This window comes from Bacillus cereus group sp. N14 (assembly GCF_016483555.1).
Lineage (GTDB): Bacteria > Bacillota > Bacilli > Bacillales > Bacillaceae_G > Bacillus_A > Bacillus_A wiedmannii.
The window spans coordinates 35,551-53,411 of the sequence record NZ_JAEHBQ010000021.1; the positions used below are offsets into that span (position 1 = coordinate 35,551).

Here is a 17,861-nt window from a genome sequence, read left to right on the forward strand (position 1 = left end):
CGCTATATACTCAGATACTATTTCTTTCCACGAATTTCTATACTTTGTTAATGAATTTTCTTCCCCTCCTGTTCGCACTTAAATCTTTTTCATAATACTGCCTTCATTTTTATTTCCTCCTTTAGATTTTAAAATACCTCTAAAAAGTAGGATTCATCTAAAAATTACAGAATTCTATATATAACAAGTATTGGACGGATGATTTTCAAATTCCTCTATATTAAAGGTGGTTCAAACAGTTGTGAAATTTATACTAGAACGCAGGCTTACCAATATGACAACTTTCTCTAAAGAATACAGAGTTTTTATTTTTGGTTTACTCATTTCACGAATTGGGGATTCACTATATACTTTTGCATTGCCTTGGATTGCCTATCAATTAACCAGTTCAGCTGTAATTATGGGTTCTTTATTTGCTATTAATGTATTGCCAATTGTTTTATTTGGCCCTTTAGTTGGTGTAATGGTTGATCGATACGATCGAAAAAAGTTACTTTGGATAGCTGATATTACCAATATTATTTTAGTAAGTCTTGTACCAATTCTACACACATTACATCTATTAGAAATCTGGCATTTATACGTAATTACTTTTATCTTAGCAGTTATGTCTATGCTTTTTGATGTAACAACTGTTACAGTCATTCCACATATTGCAGGTGCATCATTGACGAAGGCTAATTCTTTCTATCAAATGGTCAATCAATCGGCTAGTTTGTTTGGTCCAATGATAGCTGGGATTTTCATATCTTTTATTGGAGGCTTTCAAGTGCTTTGGATCAATGTTCTTTCATTTATTGCAACATTAGTTGCTGTGATATTATTACCGTCTATGAAAACCGTAAACAAGAAATGCGAAGATAAAAATGAACTTCAAAATGTACTAGCTGATTTGGTTAATGGATTTAAATGGCTCCAAAATGATTGCTTAAATGTAGCTTTATCTTTTCAAGCTATGATTGGAAACTTTGGAGCAAGTGCGGTTTTAGGTGTGTTCATGTATTATTTACTATCCACATTGCAACTTACGCCGGAACAAAGTGGCTTTAATTATTCACTAATTGGAATAGGAGGGCTTTTAGGAAGCTTGATTGCAGTTCCTTTAGAAAAAAGATTGCAGCGCGGCATTCTAATTCCTCTACTCCTATTTGTTGGAGCAATTGGCTTAACTTTTGCGCTTTGGAGTACATATTGGCTTGCTCCCGGTATTGCTTTCGGTATTGCAATGACTTGCAATATTGCATGGAATACAATTGTAGCCACAATTCGCCAGGAAACAGTTCCATCAAATATGCAAGGAAGAGTTTTAGGATTTTCGCGAGTACTTACACGATTAGCTATGCCACTCGGGGCATTAGTAGGAGGTATTATTTCAGCCTATAATCCAGTACTTGTATTTGCTTTAGCTGCTTTCACGAAGCTACTTGAAGTTTTTATTGCACTATATAGTCCGATACGAAAGCTATGATGGAAGGAAAGATAATTATGTATGATTGGTTAATTGAAATGGAAGAGAAAAAATATCCAGCACCTACTATAAATGAAGATTTTTATATAGAAAAGGCACCTCCTGTATCTTCAAATACTTCTCTCAGTCCAATTTGCCAACTTTTCAGTGGCATGGATGTCATACTTGAAGAGGACGTTTATACGTCCTTTCCCATTACAAATGACATTACTTTAAATATAGTTAAAAATGAATTAATCCCTCATTATAAAGATGTGAAACAAGTTTTTATTAATAATGAATTACATGAAATTTTCATGATAGGTTTAAAGGAAGAATCAAAACAAACTTTAAAAGCACTTCTAACTAACGGTATATATCCCGTAGTGCCTGATTTATACCGAAGTTGTTCTTTTAATAGAATTGTCGGTAGAAGAACATTAAAATATTATTCTGTATTATTCGATTGCATTGATCCGATGTTCTTAAAAGAAACTCAAGAAATAGCATATTTCCTCAAACATTCATTCTTTCAAAAAGAGGGTTGCATTTCTTTAGTACCAACAGGTTGGTTTTTAAAAGAGTCATTAAAGGATTCCATTACACTCCGCTCATTTTGTACATTTGCAAATGAAATTGTGCTAGTAGTTGACGAATCGAATCAAGAAGTAATTTCTCTTAATATTTACGGATAAGTTGATAAAGAAAAAAGGCATATAATTAATGCCTTTTTTCTTTATCATCATTTAACTGGATAACAAACTTCTGTAACCCACTTATTAGGATCCGATTCCATCGCTGGGCTCACATGATAAATATTAAACATCGGGCCTGCTAATTCATAACCTTCTGACTCAATCCATTTTGCTGCAGCCTCATTTACAGCTGTCATTTGTTCATAACTTCCATTAACTGTTATAGACACTACATGAGTTGATTCAATATTTTTAAATGTAACATCATTTGTATTTTCATGTTTACCTAAAATACTTAGCTGTATTTCTACATCTACATCATTTTCTTTGTATTCACGATCATGGAAAACCGCAATACTATAACTCGGATGAGCAATACTAATATTTTTCATATGAATTTCTTGCATTAATATACTCCATACATCCCCTTCGCAATTATACGATGGAATAATCTTTCTAACACTAGCTACAGTTCTTTCTGGAATTTCTTTTATTGAAACATGATAATTCATCTCAACAACATCCTCTCTCATCGTTTTCATTGAGTCTTCGAGGAGACGTAATTGTTTTTGGAGGTTATACATGTCTTCTTTAATTTGAACACTACGATTTAAAAATTGCTCTTTTATGCTATCTATATTATCGCATTCTATTATTTCTTTAATGGTAGCAATATTAAACCCCATACCTTTTAATGTTTGAATTTGATTTACTTTTTTTAATTGGTCTGCTGAATAAAATCGATATCCACTCAGCTCATCGACTTTTACTGGTTGTAATAATTCCACTTTGTCGTAGTGCCTCAACATACGAATACTAATGGAAGATAGTTTTGAAAAATCCCCTATTTTAAACATATTTTCCTCCTATAAATTACATCTACTTCGAAGCTCAACTTTATCTTAAACAATGACATTGTGTGAGAGTCAACTGTTTATAACACTTGAATTATATTTCTTAAATTATTTACCTTTATACCCATTTCCTTCTTAAGGCTATAAAGATTGATATTAATCCGTTCGCAGCTAATAAAGTTACAATAATACTTGTAACTAATGCTACGTCTGGCGCAAATATTTTTATCGTACGCCATGGTGAAATTGTACTATAAGTAAGAAGTGGGATGAAAATAATAGATAATAGTAGGGATAGACTCCCTATGAATAACCAAATTAGCTTTTTTACGCTTTTCATATGTTTATACTTTTTAATTAACATAATTGATATTATGAAAAGTATAAGTGTAACTAGCAACAAAACAATTTGTATTAATGGGATGTTTTTAGGGATATCAACCGGTTCTTCTCCATTCAAAATACTAATAATCCCCTTTTTCAATTCTGATAGTACGGTTTCTTCTAATACATGATTTTTATTTGTTAAAATCACACCACTCCAGCCACTTTTATTTAAAGTAAATATTTCTGCACGAGCATCGGGCGTTGATCCTGAATGCCAAATCATCGTTTCGCTTTCATTTATATTTGTTGTTCTTAATCCAAAACCATAACTTTTTTCTGAATTTATTTTATAAAGTGGTGAAAGATAAAGATCCATGTTTTCTTGCTTTAAAAATTGAGGATTTTCTTGGCGATTCAAAAACATAATGAATTGAATCATATCTTCCAAATTCGCGGTAATATAACCATACGGTGCCCCGGCATTATCATAGGACACTACACTTTTTCTTGGTATTCCAAACCACGACTGATAACCTGTTAAATAACCTTTTTCATATGCAGTTTCTTTACTTGCTGCCGCGCCATTCATATTTAATGGCTGAAAAATATGCTTTTCCATATATGATGAATATGTTTCATTTGTGACGGCCTCAATAAGCGCACCAAGTATTATATAATTCGCATTACTATATTGATATTTTTCACCTGGTGGAGTAGTTAATTTTACATTTGAAAGTTTCATTACATTTTCTTGTAATGCTGTAGAATTTTTGGATTGTTTATCTGATAATGCTAAGCCCTCATATGTACTGATTCCGCTTGTATGAGTTAGTAGATGTTGAATGGTTATAGTTGAGGATGTTTGAAGATCTTTTAGTTTAAACCAAGGAAGATACCGTTGAACTGGATCCTCTAATTTTAATTTTTTATCTTCTATTAATTTCACTATAGCTAAAGCTGATAAAGATTTACTTATTGAGCCGATTGCAAATGGGGTTTTACTAGTTACCTTTTTTTCAGATTCTCCAGTAATCCCCATCGTTTTTGTGAAAAATACATCTTTATTATGTACAATTGCAACAGAAGCTCCTGGAATGTTCTGCTCCTTTATAAATTTTTCAATATACTTATCTAATGCAATTTTAATATTTTGCTGAGCATAAACTTTTGAATCTGTAATATATAACATTAATACATTACAAAGAATATAAATTAGAGACATTTTATAGATCGTATTCTTCATTATGCTTTAGACAGCTTTCGTTTTTTATAACTTACTAAACTAATAAATACTACTACAGAGAGCATAAAACTAATCATTATTAATAATGAATTCCACCATTGATTTTCTGAAATACGATATAAAAGATTATACTGAAATGTATTTTTACTATTAGTTGGATTAAATGATTGAGTTAAAAATATTGTAAATGTAGTTTGCGAGATGAAGTAAGTAATAATTGCGATGAATATGCCGCGTAAGATAGAAGTGTTTAATTTCCCCTTTTCATTTTTAAGTTGTTTCATTTTAACTTGTAAATCAATCTCATTTATTTCTAAATAATCTTGAACAAATAATTGAGGTGTACCTAAATCATCTATACTATCTTCACCATGTTCGCGACATTCTTGAATATGTTCTAATATTTGTCGCTTAATATTTTCCCTTTCTTCTAAACTTATATCGTATTGCTGTAATTCCTTAAGTACGCCTGTTAAAAATTGCTTTTCTTTACCTATCAATCTATTCCTCATTTCAGAAGGTCTCCTTTCAAACCGCTTTTTAATAATGTTTGAATATCTGATTGCAATTCTAACCACTCATTAATTTTCTTCTCAAGACGTATTTTTCCGTTTTCATTAATTTCATAATAAATCCTAACTTTACCACTGTCTGTTACTACTTGATAAGTATTAACCCACTCTTGATTTTTCAACTTAGTTAATATGGGGTAAATACTTCCTACTCCTTTCAATTTTAAATTGTTTACTTCAAGTTCTTTCATAATCTCATAACCATAACTTTTCTTTTTCGACAAAATAGATAATACACACATTTCTAAATGACCTTTAATTAAACTTGTTCTGTCCATAGGATAAATTTAACAGAAATATATACTTCATTCAAGTATATATTTCTGTTAAATTTAAAAAATCAGACAATAAAACAAAAAGATTAATAAACACAAATATCACTCATGAACTGTTTTTACCCCTATTCATTATTTTTATAATGTAATAATTACATAATCTATCAATTGTTTATCCCTTTTAGTTTTTTATTTCTCCCCCTTACCTTAGTGAAAAATATTGTATGCGGGACATAAAAATACTAAAAGATCCAATTTCTTAATTTTTATATTAAGAAATTGGATCTTCTTTCATTACCTTGGGCATTATTATAAACATTATAAAGAATATACGTTTTATATAAGTTATGTCAATAACACATAAACTAATAAAACTTTACTGATTACTCTCAAGACATTCATAAACCGCCATCATATCTCGTTTATCCAATTCGCGAATGCGATTAAAAATTGGTATTTGCACAACAGCTTCTGTTAATAAGCTTTCATCCACAACATCACAAACTTTTCCAGTTAACCATGTTTGTACACCCACGCCCTCAACAACTTCTTTTAGTCCTTCATCATTAATACCAGTTGCATTACAAGTTACACATGGAATTGTTAGTTTAAATACACCATCATGTAGATTATCTTCCGTTATAACTTTCTTTCCTTTACAAAATGGACATGGATTACTTTTTTTAATTTTATTAATTTGGGTAACTAACTTTTTGTATCCAAACGCTTCGTATACATACGTAAGTTTTTTATATTTACCATTTGTGAAATAATTATCTATAATGGTTTCTCTCGTTTCATAAACATTAGGGAAATCACAAACAGTTACTTGATTATTAACACTAATGGATTCGATATTTCCTTTTATTTCGTCCCAGAATGGTAAGACATTTTGTAACACCATTTCATAGTTTGAAAAGCTTGCCTGTTCTAATTCAAACATTTTCAGTGCAACTTGTGCTTTTCTTGGCAGTAAAGAAACATCTTCTGTCAATCTCATATCACCACCAACAATAAATTTCAATTTTTGAAGTGCAGGTAAATCACCGACTATCTTCAACACTTCATCAACTGGTTGATTGATAATTTCACGAATATCGAAGTTACCAAATTTAAGCGGTTTATGATGATTTAATACCGTCCCTTCACAAATTGGACATGTCATCTTTTCTTTAGAAGTCTTAATTTCTTCTTTAATAGCTGCTTTTGAAATAACAATATATCCACCAATAATCGTATTAAATCCTACCCATGTTCTGCGTGTCTTTCCTTTTTTATCATAAAATGATTTTTCAAAATATCCGTACCAAAATGTATGCTTTTCTTCTTCTGACATATCATTATAGCTCTTTGATAAATCGTGACCAAGCTCATTTTTAATTTCTTCAAATAGAAATTCTATTTTTTCATATTGATAAAATTTTAATACTTTCATGATTTCCGGATCGAATAAACCGTCCCAAAATGGAACGTTTTTATCTTGAATTGTAATATCTTTATCGAAAACTTCAATTTGAAGACGTCCAGAACAAGATGGACAATGGTTGTCCTGTGAATAGAAATCAAAACTTCTCGTATCTTTATTAGTTGGATGAGCAGCTACAATATGATTAATTAATCCACCAATTTCATATAAGAAACTATATTGACTATATAAATGTCTTTCAAGATCAATAGCAACAACAGGTGCAATTGTATCAGATTCATATTCACTATAAATTAAACGGGCCATTGATGATAAACTTTTTAATATACCACCCTTATAAATGTTTTCGGCATTTCTAAAATAGTGAATATGATTTTCTTCTAAATAGTGAACGCCTTTTTTATGCTTAAGTGCTGAAGAAATATGTATTTGTTCAGCATTATTCACACTGCTTTTTTGACGATAATAATCTTCATGACTTACTACATCAAGATGCTTTATAGATTCAAGCTGTCTTTCCCCGAAATCTACAATATAATCAGAGCTTTCTAACATATAACTATTATGTTCAATCATAATGATAGAGACTGATTCATCTTGTAATATCCCTCTAACACTATCTATAAATTGGTTTAAAATATTTTGTGATAAACCTTTTGAAGGCTCATCAAAAATAAATAATGTATGTGGATTTCTTGTGTTTGCAAATAACTCCGAAACTAAATGAACACATTGGAACTCACCTGTTGATAATGTTTGTGTTTTTCGTTCTAACGTTAAATAACCAAGTCCTAGTTTAATTAGTAGACTCAAGCGTTTAAACGCAATATCTTCATTTGGAAGTTCATCTATAATATCTTCAATCGAACGCTCAAAAATATCATCAATTTCTTCGCTATACTTTGTGAGTTTCTTTTTAATATCTAGGAAAGTGGCTACAGTTGATCGACTTGTAATGGATTGATTTCGATCTTGTCCTACCATAACTAATTTATCTTTTGGATATCGTTTCAAGAAATCTGTAGCTAAACATTCATTGACAAGTGTAGATTTCCCGCATCCAGATTCTCCTGTAACCGTCACAAGCCTATTTTTAGGAATTTGAAACTCCGCCATTTGGATATTACGGCAATATAATTCTTGGAATGTATAATATTCTGTTGGTACTTCTTTATTTAGATCCGATAGTATTGGTTTTGGTCTTGGCGATTCTTTCACAATTTGTCCACCATATTTTCCGCTACCAGGTCCAAAGAAGAATTGCTCATCTGTTGTATCCAGTACTGTATCTGAATGATCAATGAGCCAAATTTGATTTTTACACCCTAACTGCTTAATCTCTTCTAATATTTGTAATAATGTTTCATGATCAAGTCCAACTGAAATCTCATCAATAATAATTACAGCATTTTCGCTTACTGCCATAAATTCAGCCAAATATAGTCTTGTTAACTCTCCACCTGACAACGTACCCATAATTCGATTTAATGTTAAATAGCCAATGTTCATATTAATTATATTTTGCAGTATATGTTGCTTCGCTTCACTAATATTTAACTCGTCCGCTAACGAAAGAATAGACTCAACACTTAAATCATTAATATTTGAAATTGTATGTGGTTTAGCAAATAAATCTATCGTATGTTGTTCGATTTCTTCGCTATAACGTTTTCCCTTACATTTTTTACACTCAATATTTTTAGTAGTGCCTCGGCCTTTACAACCAATACACCAACCTAACTGATTATTAAACGAAAAAACCTCAGGGGAAAGATGAAATACTTCGGCTAGTTTTTCGCGAATTTCAGTAAACACTCCAGTATGAGTACCTATCGTTGAACGTGGGTTGGAAGAAATCGATGATTTTCCTAGAAAAAGTACTAAAGGCATATCCTCCATCTTAATAGCACTAAAATTTGTTTCCATGATATTAGGAAATAAATATTGATATTCAGCCTTTGGCAATAAAGAAACTAATCGTTTTTTTGATTCTTCGCCAATCGTTTGGCAAAAAGTTGTTTTACCCGATCCTGATAAACCAGCGATTCCAAACGACTTATTAAATGGAATCACTGTATCTAATTTATTTATGTTATTAGCAATTAATTGATTTACTTTCATATTAACCTCTATTCTTATTTTTCTTTAAAATCATTTTTACAGTGTAATAATTACACAATGAATATAACCTTTTATACAATTATCCTCTCACTTCAAGGATCTTATCCTTATATATTTCAAACCATTGTTGCCATTCATCTTTAGAAAATTCTTTTTCTTCACCCTCTAGAACCGAAGAAAAAAGATCTAAACAAATATGCCATCCAGCTATATCTTTCGGTGTATGTTCAGTTAATACATGAATGTATTCTTTAAGAAGTAAAAAAGTACGATTTTCTTCTTTATGTATTTCAAATCGGACACGATCTTTATCCCAACTAAATTCTAGTACTGAGTTTACTTGACATTCTAAAATATCAATATTAATAAATGAGCCATCCATCATGTCGAACTTTATTATTCCACCCGTTTTAAGGCTTTCAATTTGTAAATTAGACATCCATTTTTTAAGCTTACTGTTTTCTGTTAAAACAGACCAAACTTCCTCTATCGAATATGAAAAATAACGCTCAAATTGTACTACATATTCATTATCTTGTTTATCTATTACAGCTAACATTATAAATTAACCTCCTTTTCGCCCGAACGAACGAATGTACGTTCTATTTTTATTTTACATGATTTCAATTAAAAAGGAAATCACTATTAGATCCCATTAATTTAAAAGGTTTTTGTTAACTCCAAAATTGATCGACTTATTATATATGAGAGCTCTAATCTAATTGACCATGCTTTTATCGGGTCAATAATATTATCTTGGTTAAGGTTGTTCACGTATTTTAAACCTTCTACTGCAATGTAACCAATATTAAAATCTGTAAAAGTATTTATAATCATTGGCCATTCTCCATCAGTCATTCTGCATTTAGAATATTTTATTATGTAATCAATTGCTTGTTTTGATAACGCACATGAACCAGCTGTAATATCTACTTGTTTCCCTAATTGTAATGACATAATTTTATTCGATACTGTTTCTGTAATTTTCCATTCTTCAGGATGTGTCTGAAAAGCTTTCTCCGTTCTGCCAATGATTAAGTAATCTACATCAACTATATTCTGAATGAACGAATTAAGCTCAGCTGGATATTCTTTAATCCAAGTTAGCAAACGATCAAAATCACAATAGTGATAGTAATCATGATTATAGTTACTAACAAACTTCAAAGAATCCCTACGTGCGTTCCCTACTCCTAATTTTTCTACTATATTTATATGGAAGTTACATTCTGCTAGTTCTTTTACAACCTCTTTAGGTGTTACATTACTAATTGTTATATATTTTTTATCATAATTTAAATTTAACAATTCCTCTTTTAGTTCTTTTATTGTAGATAATAAGCTCCCTGTTGGATCATGAGTAATGCATGTTAATGCCACTTGTTTTATAGGTTGCATAGTATATTCATCCCCTTTGCAAAATAAAAAGCAGAAAGAACACTTTCTGCTTTTTATAATTACTTGCTTGAAAAACTTATCATTTAATCGCATCAACAATTAAAGATGGAAAACCAAGTTTATCGCCTTTATTTCTAGAATCATACCTTTTCGAACGGAAAATAACACCGTCATTTGCATCCCATTCGTTGTAATAAAACTGACCATTTTCATCACAATATTCAAGTAAAACTACCTCAAATCCAGCAAATTTAAACATTTTCGTTAATGTTTTATAATTATGAACAATTTTATGACTTGCTGCTGGATGATCTTTCGGGCCAGGTCCGCCTATTTGAACTATATTTTGGTATGCTTCGTCTCGGAAAAATGCATCAGGAACACCGCACCGAATGTGCCCTGCTGGCTTTAAAAATTCATAACAAATTTCTGCTGCCCTTACACCTTCTTCAAAAGTAAGGTGTTCCCATACATGCTCAGCTAAAATAGCTGAAATAGAATTGTATTCAAATCTTTCTTCCCATGTAACTTTATCTAGTAAATTAAGTTCATCTTCTTGCGTTTGTATCCAACCTGGATTATTATTAAACACCCCGGCTCCGACTACTACTTTAATTTCGTCTTGTTTTATTGCCATCACTTTCACCTCGTAAAAATTTCGATTTATTAATATATTCTATATTTACTATTATCCTTCCTTCTTCAACAAATTTAGTAGCATGAATCTAGTACAATGCCAAACTCATCCCCTAAAAACTATCTAATGTAACGATTTTTCTTACAGAAATATAGCACACCAAACATTAGCACAAAACCAGTCACGTAAAAACTTGTTGTTCCGCTGCCACCAGTATTAGGAATTACCCAATTATTCTTCACATTTTTCACTGTTAGTTTTTGTGTCCTTACCGCTTCTGTAATTTCTATTTCTATTGGATCTCTAAGTAACATATATCCGTTTGGCGCTTTTATTTCTTTAACCGTATACTTTCCAATTACTAACTGGTTGGAAATCACCTTTCCTTTTTCATCCGTTGTTAATCTAGTAACTTCTTTACCTTCTTTATCTAATACTTGAAATACAGCGCCTTTTAGTTTTAATTTAATATCCTTATCATCAACTTTCTCAATTTCAAATTGCCCAGTCGGGTCTGGTAATTTCTTATTCCCTATTTTAATTTCTACTACTGTATCTTTTTCTATTTTTACAGCTATTTTATCTTTTAATAATTCATAACCTTTAGGTGCTTCTACTTCCACTAGAGTATAGTTACCTAGTGGCAATTCTTTTGATATCGCTTCTCCTTGTCCATCTGTTACTAACTCACCAACTACTTTTCCTTTTGAATCTTCAATTTTAAACTTTGCTCCTACTAACTTTATATTTTTATCTCCAGTATCTACTTTCACTAGCTTCATTTTCCCCATTGGATCTGGTAATTTCTTATTTCCTATTTTAATTTCTACTACTGTATCTTTTTCTACTTTTATAGCTATTTTATCTTTTAATAATTCATAACCTTTAGGTGCTTCTACTTCCACTAGAGTATAGTTACCTATTGGTAATTCTTTTGATATCGCTTCTCCTTTTTCATCTGTTACAAACTCACTAACTACTTTTTTATTTGAATCTTCAATATGAAACTTTGCTCCAAGTAACTTTTTATTATCATTATTACTATCTACTTTTTTTATCTTTACTTTTCCTGTACTAGGTCTGTTCCATAGTTGCCAGTTAAATTTGAAATTGTGAAATTCAAATCCACCAGTTTGTTGTACTGCACCGACAAATGCTTGTCCATTAATCGAACCGCCTTTTGTTTCTAATACAGCATTTGGAGCAAACACACTCCCAACGACACCATATCCCTCTGTTGTGATTTTTTTTGCATTAGGAAAAACCCAAATCACCTTCCCGTATAACTCAGTGAACGGTGAATTAGGAGAATAGGGTTGTGATGTAGGAATTATATCTGTAGCCCTACCAATATTGTTCGTGTCATATAAGATAGCACCATTTTTAAATGTAACCTCTATTGCATCCGAATACATAACGATAAAATCTTTTCCTTTAGCATTAGGTAAAAAGACATCTCTTATATCTAAATTGATTTTCCCTACCAATTCTGATGAAACATAAATATTAGGATTGTTTATATCTTTTCCGATTCCATAACTCATATTTGGAATTGGGGTATTCGTTTTATATTGACCTGCATTTTTACTGACTTGGTTCACTATGTTGTGAAATTCATTAAATTTCGCGTTAATTTCTAGTTTTTCTTTATAAACGATACGATCATAAGAAGATTGTATGATACGATCTGGATCACTCTCTTTTGTCATTACGACTATTCCGTTTTGAATGATAAAAGATTCCTCTCTTGATTTTTTAAATTTTCCAGACAATAACAAGGATGGATATCCCTCATCATCCCATTTTTCCCCAACTATATTAGATGTTCCCGCTGCTGCACCTACAATCGTATAACCTGATGCATCCATATCACCTTGAACTGCGATTGCTCCTTCAATGTCGCCACCTACTGCTATATGGTTACCAAAGACAACAGCATTATAACGCGATATATCCCCTAGACCTTCTAAGTTAGTCCTGGATCCATATGCTTCTTTTGGTGCATATACGACAAAACTTACACATAACATTAACAAAACCATAAAATGAATACTTACCAACTTTAATTGTAACCTCAATTCCTTTGTTCCCACCTTTACCGTATTTTTTCTACAGTCGAATAAAGTGAAACTTCTTTCAGTGAGGATTTACTTCATCCTCTATATACCTTCTTTGCTTATCTCTGGATTTTCGGTCCCACTGCCCATTAATACAGGATAAATAAATTCATTCTATCGAGTTAATTTTTTCTTATAAATTGCGACTAGTAACACACATAATAATAGGATTAAGACTACTACGGTCCACTTATTAAACATAAATATCTCTTTACGCATTTTTTGTTTTTCTTTCTCGTTAAACTCCACACGCTCACCTCGAACCAGTAATCTATTTGTGTTTACTCCATAAGGCGTACATGTAATTAATGTTATATAATCTTTATTTTCCACAATTTTTAAATCGTCCGTTTCGTGTGGTAAAACTACTTTAATTTGATCTACTTTATAAGCAAGAACTTTGTCTAAAGAGTGAATATAAAAACGGTCTCCTTCACTCAACTTATCTAAATCTGTAAATAATTTTGCTGATGGTAAACCACGATGCCCTGTTAAAATAGTGTGCGTATTTTCTCCACCTACCGGGAGCGAAGAATAATCTAAATGACCTACCCCACGACTCAATACTTCCTCAGAGGTCCCTTGATAGATTGGTAGTTTTATATTAATTTTCGATATTTCAATATAACCCATTACATCACCTAAATTTAACGCATCGGCATACGCTTGATGATTACTTTTTTCTTCAGAAAATGGATCTGCAAATGTTTTCATGGAAGTTTGAACTTGTTTATTATATTCGGCTGCTTCTTTTTCTCTTCGCTCGATTTCTTGCTTGTGTAGTGCTTTGATCTTCTTATCGTAAGAGCTAACCTCAGAATAATGTGCACGAGTCGCCAACCAATTACTAATAGTAGGATATAAAAAAATACCTAAACCAAATAAAAAAATACCTCCTAAAACAAGATTTCGTTTCATATTTCCACCTCTGTATATACTAAAATATCGAAAAGAGGGAAGCATTTTACTTCTCCCCTTTTCACATCACATGGTTACATGTTCCTAAAACCTTAATTATTAGCAACCTTTTTTCTAAAGAAAACAAATGCCGCTGTAACCATTAACACAAGACCTATTACAGTAAAAAGAGTCGTTCCTATACCACCCGTAACTGGAAGCATCCATCCACTTTTATTATTTTCTATCGTTAATCTAACCGTTTGATTATTTTCGCTAATTTTTACATCAATGGGGTCTTTTAATAATTGATAAGAAGCTGTTTTACCATCTTCTTTTGTATATGTTGGTGCTTTCGTTTCGAAAATTTGATAGTCTCCATACGGAATGTTAGTCCATTTAATAACACCATTTTCACCTGATACACCAGTGACTTCTTTACCTGCCACAACAACTATTTTCCCATTTTTATCTTTAAGTACAAACTCTGCACCTTTTAATTTCTTATTATCAGCACCATCAACTTTTGTTAACTCGATAATTCCAGTTGTCGGAACAACAACTACAGGTTTAGATTCCTTTTCTCCAAATACATCATTTTTATTTATAAAATCAATTTTTGCTGTATTTAAAATTTCCGAACCAGATAGTACGCCTTCTTTTACTTGTGATTTAATTTGTAAATGAAATTCTTTTTTACCATCTAACTTTGTGAAATCTTTTACTGTGGCTGTTACTTTTTGGCCTTCTACAGCTACCTCTATAATGCTTGCATTTACTTCCGCTCCATCAATTTTCACAACTGGTTTTCCTTGAATCATTAAACGATTGTCTAAAGTATCTGTTACTACATATTTTTTGTATTCTTTAATGTCTTCTGGAATTAATGTTTTGATATCATAATTGTAATTAGTTAACGGATTAATTGGTAACGCTTCCAAATCCCCGTTAATCTTTTTATCAATATTTGGTTCTTCATAGTTTTGCACTTCTACTTTAACTACTGTACCAGAAGTAATTGTTCCATCTTCGTTGATAGTTCCGGAGGTCTTTATAAAAAACTCGTGTTTAGTCGGATCTAGTACATACCCTTTCGGCGCTTTTGTCTCTTGGAAATAGTATTCCCCATACCCTAATCCTTGCACGCGAATATGCCCATTACCATCTGTTGCTAACTCTTTTTTCACTTCTGTACCATCTTTTTTAAATAAAGAGAATACTGCACCTGCTAATGCTTTTTCATTTGCACCAGTCTTTACTAAATCAACTGCACCACGTTTAATCTCATTTTTCGGATACATATGAACATCATAGTTTAGCACCTTACCCTCTTTATTCGTTAAAGGAATATCCACTGTATACGTATTTGGATTTAGGTTAACATGCGGAGGTCCTGCCACTTCTTTCACTTCATAACGTCCTAGCGGCAGTTCTTTTAATACAGCTTGTCCGTTATCATCTGTTACTACTTGAGTTGGAGTTGCTCCTATTACAGGCTTCACATCTTCTTTCACGATTTTCCCATCGTTTGAAATTTTTTCAAACGACGCAACCCTTTTCACTTCAAACGTTACACCTTTTAACGGTTTCGCATTTGTTGGTACCTCTTGATTTGCAGAGCCATCACCTTCTAGCCCCGGTGCGCCATCTTTTTCTTGTTCATATTTATGAATCGTTAAAGTACCTTTGGATGGTGAAGCTGCCTTTACTAATACACTAGACCATGTAGAAAATGTTAAGAAAAATACTAAAAGCACACTAAATATTTTTTTCATTTCTCTTATCCCCTTTACAACTTCTATCATTTTAAAAATCCCTTTATTACTATTACCCTCTTAAAAGCAATAGTGTGCCAAGTACCAGATTTAAACGAGTAACCTAAAACATAGTCGTCCAACAATCCATTGTTTACAAACACTTATTCACTCTACTTATTTTCTATTATTACGTTGTTTCTCCGTATGATATATGTAGTTTTCTCCTGAATTACACTTATATCTCTACTTCAAAAATCGTTACACATTTACTTCTATCGCTAATTTTCATTAATTACTTCACTTCAATTCATTAATCTCTCCCCTCCTATCCCTATTTAAAATCCAATCTTAATCATTTTTGATACATATAAGCAATGAACAACGAATAAGTGTGACAATTCATATTTTACGTTACACCCTAAAACTATTACCTGTATATTCAAATAATATGTGCTATTCATGTTAAATTATGGTATTATTCTTAGAAGTTTATAATTTTTATAGATAAAGTTTTTCCATTTCTACATATGAAAGAAAGGAATATATAAACATTCAACTAATACGCACAACTGTAAGGAGGAATAATATGACTAAAAAGCTCAGTCTAGTTGAGATAGAGTACGTTTGTAATATGTTTTTCCGATATTTTGAAATTCCAGTTTGTTTTTTAGATTGTAACAAAAATATTCTTTTAGAATTTACATCAAAAGATGATTCACATTCGTTTTATAAATCAAAAATAGAACAGTTACATGTGCTTTTTCAAAAAAATGATTCATATAATTCGCCTATCTTCAGAACTCACCAATATTTAGGGCACTTCATTTTAATTCACATAAAGAGCCATTATATGGTGAACGGTACTGTTATTATTGGGCCCTTGACACATGTAAATTTTTCTACAAGTAAAACGGATAGTAACTTTAATTTTATTTCGAATTATAAAAGAACAAGAGACCATTATTTTTCATTGTCAGTCAAAGATCAAAATTTCTTTGCAAATATAGCAATATTGTTCTATAACATTCTCTATAAAAAAAATTCAGATGTAAGTACCTTTTCAAATAACAGTGACTCATTTCATGTAAGTCATAGCAGTATCTTAAACGAGGATGTATATATTTCAATGCAAAAAAACAAATCCATCTGTCATAATTTGTATATAGAGAACCAACTACTTGGAGCTATAGAAAATGGGGATAAAGAAAGCGTACTCAAATATTATTATGAATTCCAACAAGAGACTCTTTCATCCTTATCTTCATTCCATCAATTAAGACGTCATAAAAACATTTGTATTTCATCCATCACACTTGCTACTAGATATGCGATAAAAGGAGGACTTCCTTCCGGGATTGCTTACAAGATTTATGATCTATACATCCAAAAGACAGAGGATTTAAAAGACGCAGAATCTGTTTGGGATTTATTAAGGAATGTTTTCTATACTTTTGCAGACCGTGTAAAAGCACAAAAAGTACAGAAACACTCAAAGACTATCGCTATTTGCAAAAACTATATCTTTGAAAATATTTACAATCAAATATCTGTTAAACAACTTGCTAAATTTGCAAACGTAAATTCGGATTATTTATCTATATTATTCAAAAAAGAAGTCGGTATTTCATTAATTGAGTACATTCAACGTGAACGAATTGAAGAAGCAAAAAAATTATTAACTTTCACAACCTATCCCTTATCAGACATATGTGCTTCACTCAACTTTAGTGATCAAAGCTATTTTACTAAAATTCTTAAAAAATTCACTAACGAAACACCTGGTAAATATCGAAAATCTCATGTTGTCATATAGAGTTAAACTTTCATTAAAACAAAGTGTTTCTAGTAACTTATCAATGGCAGATTAGAATTACTTCCACACCCATGACCTTTTGAATTTAGGCTATTTTTAAAGCAAAAAAACACGTTACGATTCTTTTATTTGAATGAGAATAGTAACGTGCTTTATATGTAATGTAGGTCTGTAGGCAAAATAGCGTCCAAGCACAAATTTTTATAGAAGCAAAATACACTACTTAAATACTAAAATCTTATTAAGTAAAAAATTCATCTAATAATTATTGTGTGAGAAATA

The 17,861-nt window shown here is 31.3% G+C and carries 14 protein-coding genes; 3 read left to right on the top strand and 11 right to left on the bottom strand.

Features of this window, described 5'->3' with window-relative positions; genetic code table 11:
- The first annotated feature begins 241 nt into the window (after positions 1 to 241).
- Together JDS82_RS23230 and JDS82_RS23235 are read left to right on the top strand one after the other, a co-directional pair.
- Positions 242 to 1,468 carry an MFS transporter gene (locus tag JDS82_RS23230; RefSeq protein ID WP_199714018.1) on the top strand — a complete coding sequence of 409 codons (1,227 nt, stop codon included), beginning with the start codon at positions 242 to 244 and terminating at the stop codon, positions 1,466 to 1,468.
- A 17-nt stretch (positions 1,469 to 1,485) separates the two neighbouring features.
- On the top strand, positions 1,486 to 2,142 hold the full coding sequence (locus JDS82_RS23235; RefSeq protein ID WP_239661433.1) for a hypothetical protein: 657 nt from the start codon (positions 1,486 to 1,488) through the stop codon (positions 2,140 to 2,142).
- Between the two features lie 47 nt (positions 2,143 to 2,189).
- Here the strand turns inward: JDS82_RS23235 and JDS82_RS23240 are convergent, their stop codons facing one another.
- The 11 genes from JDS82_RS23240 to JDS82_RS23290 form a co-directional block, all read right to left on the bottom strand.
- Positions 2,190 to 2,999, bottom strand: a complete 810-nt coding sequence (locus tag JDS82_RS23240; protein ID WP_048561010.1) for a MerR family transcriptional regulator — start codon at positions 2,997 to 2,999, stop codon at positions 2,190 to 2,192.
- Positions 3,000 to 3,114: 115 nt separating this feature from the next.
- Positions 3,115 to 4,566, bottom strand: coding sequence for a serine hydrolase domain-containing protein (locus JDS82_RS23245; RefSeq protein WP_199714019.1), 1,452 nt, complete (start codon positions 4,564 to 4,566; stop codon positions 3,115 to 3,117).
- The gene (locus tag JDS82_RS23250; RefSeq protein WP_199714020.1) at positions 4,566 to 5,078 is read right to left on the bottom strand and encodes a DUF1700 domain-containing protein; all 513 of its coding nucleotides are present in this window, start codon (positions 5,076 to 5,078) and stop codon (positions 4,566 to 4,568) included. The genes JDS82_RS23245 and JDS82_RS23250 overlap by 1 nt, the downstream gene beginning before the upstream one ends.
- On the bottom strand, positions 5,075 to 5,380 hold the full coding sequence (locus JDS82_RS23255; RefSeq protein ID WP_000338007.1) for a PadR family transcriptional regulator: 306 nt from the start codon (positions 5,378 to 5,380) through the stop codon (positions 5,075 to 5,077). The genes JDS82_RS23250 and JDS82_RS23255 overlap by 4 nt, the downstream gene beginning before the upstream one ends.
- A 409-nt stretch (positions 5,381 to 5,789) precedes the next feature.
- Positions 5,790 to 8,960: an ATP-binding cassette domain-containing protein gene (locus tag JDS82_RS23260; protein ID WP_199714021.1), complete on the bottom strand. Its 3,171-nt coding sequence runs from the start codon at positions 8,958 to 8,960 to the stop codon at positions 5,790 to 5,792.
- 79 nt (positions 8,961 to 9,039) lie between these two features.
- On the bottom strand, positions 9,040 to 9,519 hold the full coding sequence (locus tag JDS82_RS23265; protein ID WP_088091486.1) for an SRPBCC family protein: 480 nt from the start codon (positions 9,517 to 9,519) through the stop codon (positions 9,040 to 9,042).
- A 101-nt stretch (positions 9,520 to 9,620) separates the two neighbouring features.
- Positions 9,621 to 10,358 (bottom strand): hypothetical protein, encoded by a 738-nt coding sequence (locus JDS82_RS23270; RefSeq protein WP_088091485.1) that lies wholly within the window; start codon positions 10,356 to 10,358, stop codon positions 9,621 to 9,623.
- A gap of 79 nt (positions 10,359 to 10,437) precedes the next feature.
- Positions 10,438 to 10,995, bottom strand: coding sequence for a class I SAM-dependent methyltransferase (locus tag JDS82_RS23275; RefSeq protein ID WP_199714022.1), 558 nt, complete (start codon positions 10,993 to 10,995; stop codon positions 10,438 to 10,440).
- 119 nt (positions 10,996 to 11,114) lie between these two features.
- Positions 11,115 to 13,073, bottom strand: coding sequence for an MSCRAMM family protein (locus tag JDS82_RS23280; RefSeq protein WP_199714023.1), 1,959 nt, complete (start codon positions 13,071 to 13,073; stop codon positions 11,115 to 11,117).
- Positions 13,074 to 13,226: 153 nt separating this feature from the next.
- Positions 13,227 to 14,030, bottom strand: coding sequence for a class C sortase (locus JDS82_RS23285; RefSeq protein WP_080496991.1), 804 nt, complete (start codon positions 14,028 to 14,030; stop codon positions 13,227 to 13,229).
- Positions 14,031 to 14,122: 92 nt separating this feature from the next.
- A complete protein-coding gene (locus JDS82_RS23290; RefSeq protein ID WP_199714024.1) occupies positions 14,123 to 15,784 on the bottom strand; it encodes a SpaA isopeptide-forming pilin-related protein in 1,662 nt (553 codons plus the stop codon).
- Positions 15,785 to 16,352: 568 nt separating this feature from the next.
- On the opposite strand from JDS82_RS23290, the gene JDS82_RS23295 reads away from it, so the two are divergent.
- A complete protein-coding gene (locus JDS82_RS23295; protein ID WP_199714025.1) occupies positions 16,353 to 17,579 on the top strand; it encodes an AraC family transcriptional regulator in 1,227 nt (408 codons plus the stop codon).
- Positions 17,580 to 17,861: the final 282 nt, after the last annotated feature.

Excerpts from the sequence above, each read along its gene's own strand:
- JDS82_RS23270 (WP_088091485.1), bottom strand. The coding sequence starts at position 10,358 with ATGCAACCTATAAAACAAGTGGCATTAACATGCATTACTCATGATCCA.
- JDS82_RS23295 (WP_199714025.1), top strand. The coding sequence starts at position 16,353 with ATGACTAAAAAGCTCAGTCTAGTTGAGATAGAGTACGTTTGTAATATG.
- JDS82_RS23265 (WP_088091486.1), bottom strand. The coding sequence starts at position 9,519 with ATGTTAGCTGTAATAGATAAACAAGATAATGAATATGTAGTACAATTT.
- JDS82_RS23235 (WP_239661433.1), top strand. The coding sequence starts at position 1,486 with ATGTATGATTGGTTAATTGAAATGGAAGAGAAAAAATATCCAGCACCT.
- JDS82_RS23290 (WP_199714024.1), bottom strand. The coding sequence starts at position 15,784 with ATGAAAAAAATATTTAGTGTGCTTTTAGTATTTTTCTTAACATTTTCT.
- JDS82_RS23240 (WP_048561010.1), bottom strand. The coding sequence starts at position 2,999 with ATGTTTAAAATAGGGGATTTTTCAAAACTATCTTCCATTAGTATTCGT.
- JDS82_RS23255 (WP_000338007.1), bottom strand. The coding sequence starts at position 5,380 with ATGTGTGTATTATCTATTTTGTCGAAAAAGAAAAGTTATGGTTATGAG.
- JDS82_RS23285 (WP_080496991.1), bottom strand. The coding sequence starts at position 14,030 with ATGAAACGAAATCTTGTTTTAGGAGGTATTTTTTTATTTGGTTTAGGT.
- JDS82_RS23250 (WP_199714020.1), bottom strand. The coding sequence starts at position 5,078 with ATGAGGAATAGATTGATAGGTAAAGAAAAGCAATTTTTAACAGGCGTA.
- JDS82_RS23260 (WP_199714021.1), bottom strand. The coding sequence starts at position 8,960 with ATGAAAGTAAATCAATTAATTGCTAATAACATAAATAAATTAGATACA.
- JDS82_RS23245 (WP_199714019.1), bottom strand. The coding sequence starts at position 4,566 with ATGAAGAATACGATCTATAAAATGTCTCTAATTTATATTCTTTGTAAT.
- JDS82_RS23275 (WP_199714022.1), bottom strand. The coding sequence starts at position 10,995 with ATGGCAATAAAACAAGACGAAATTAAAGTAGTAGTCGGAGCCGGGGTG.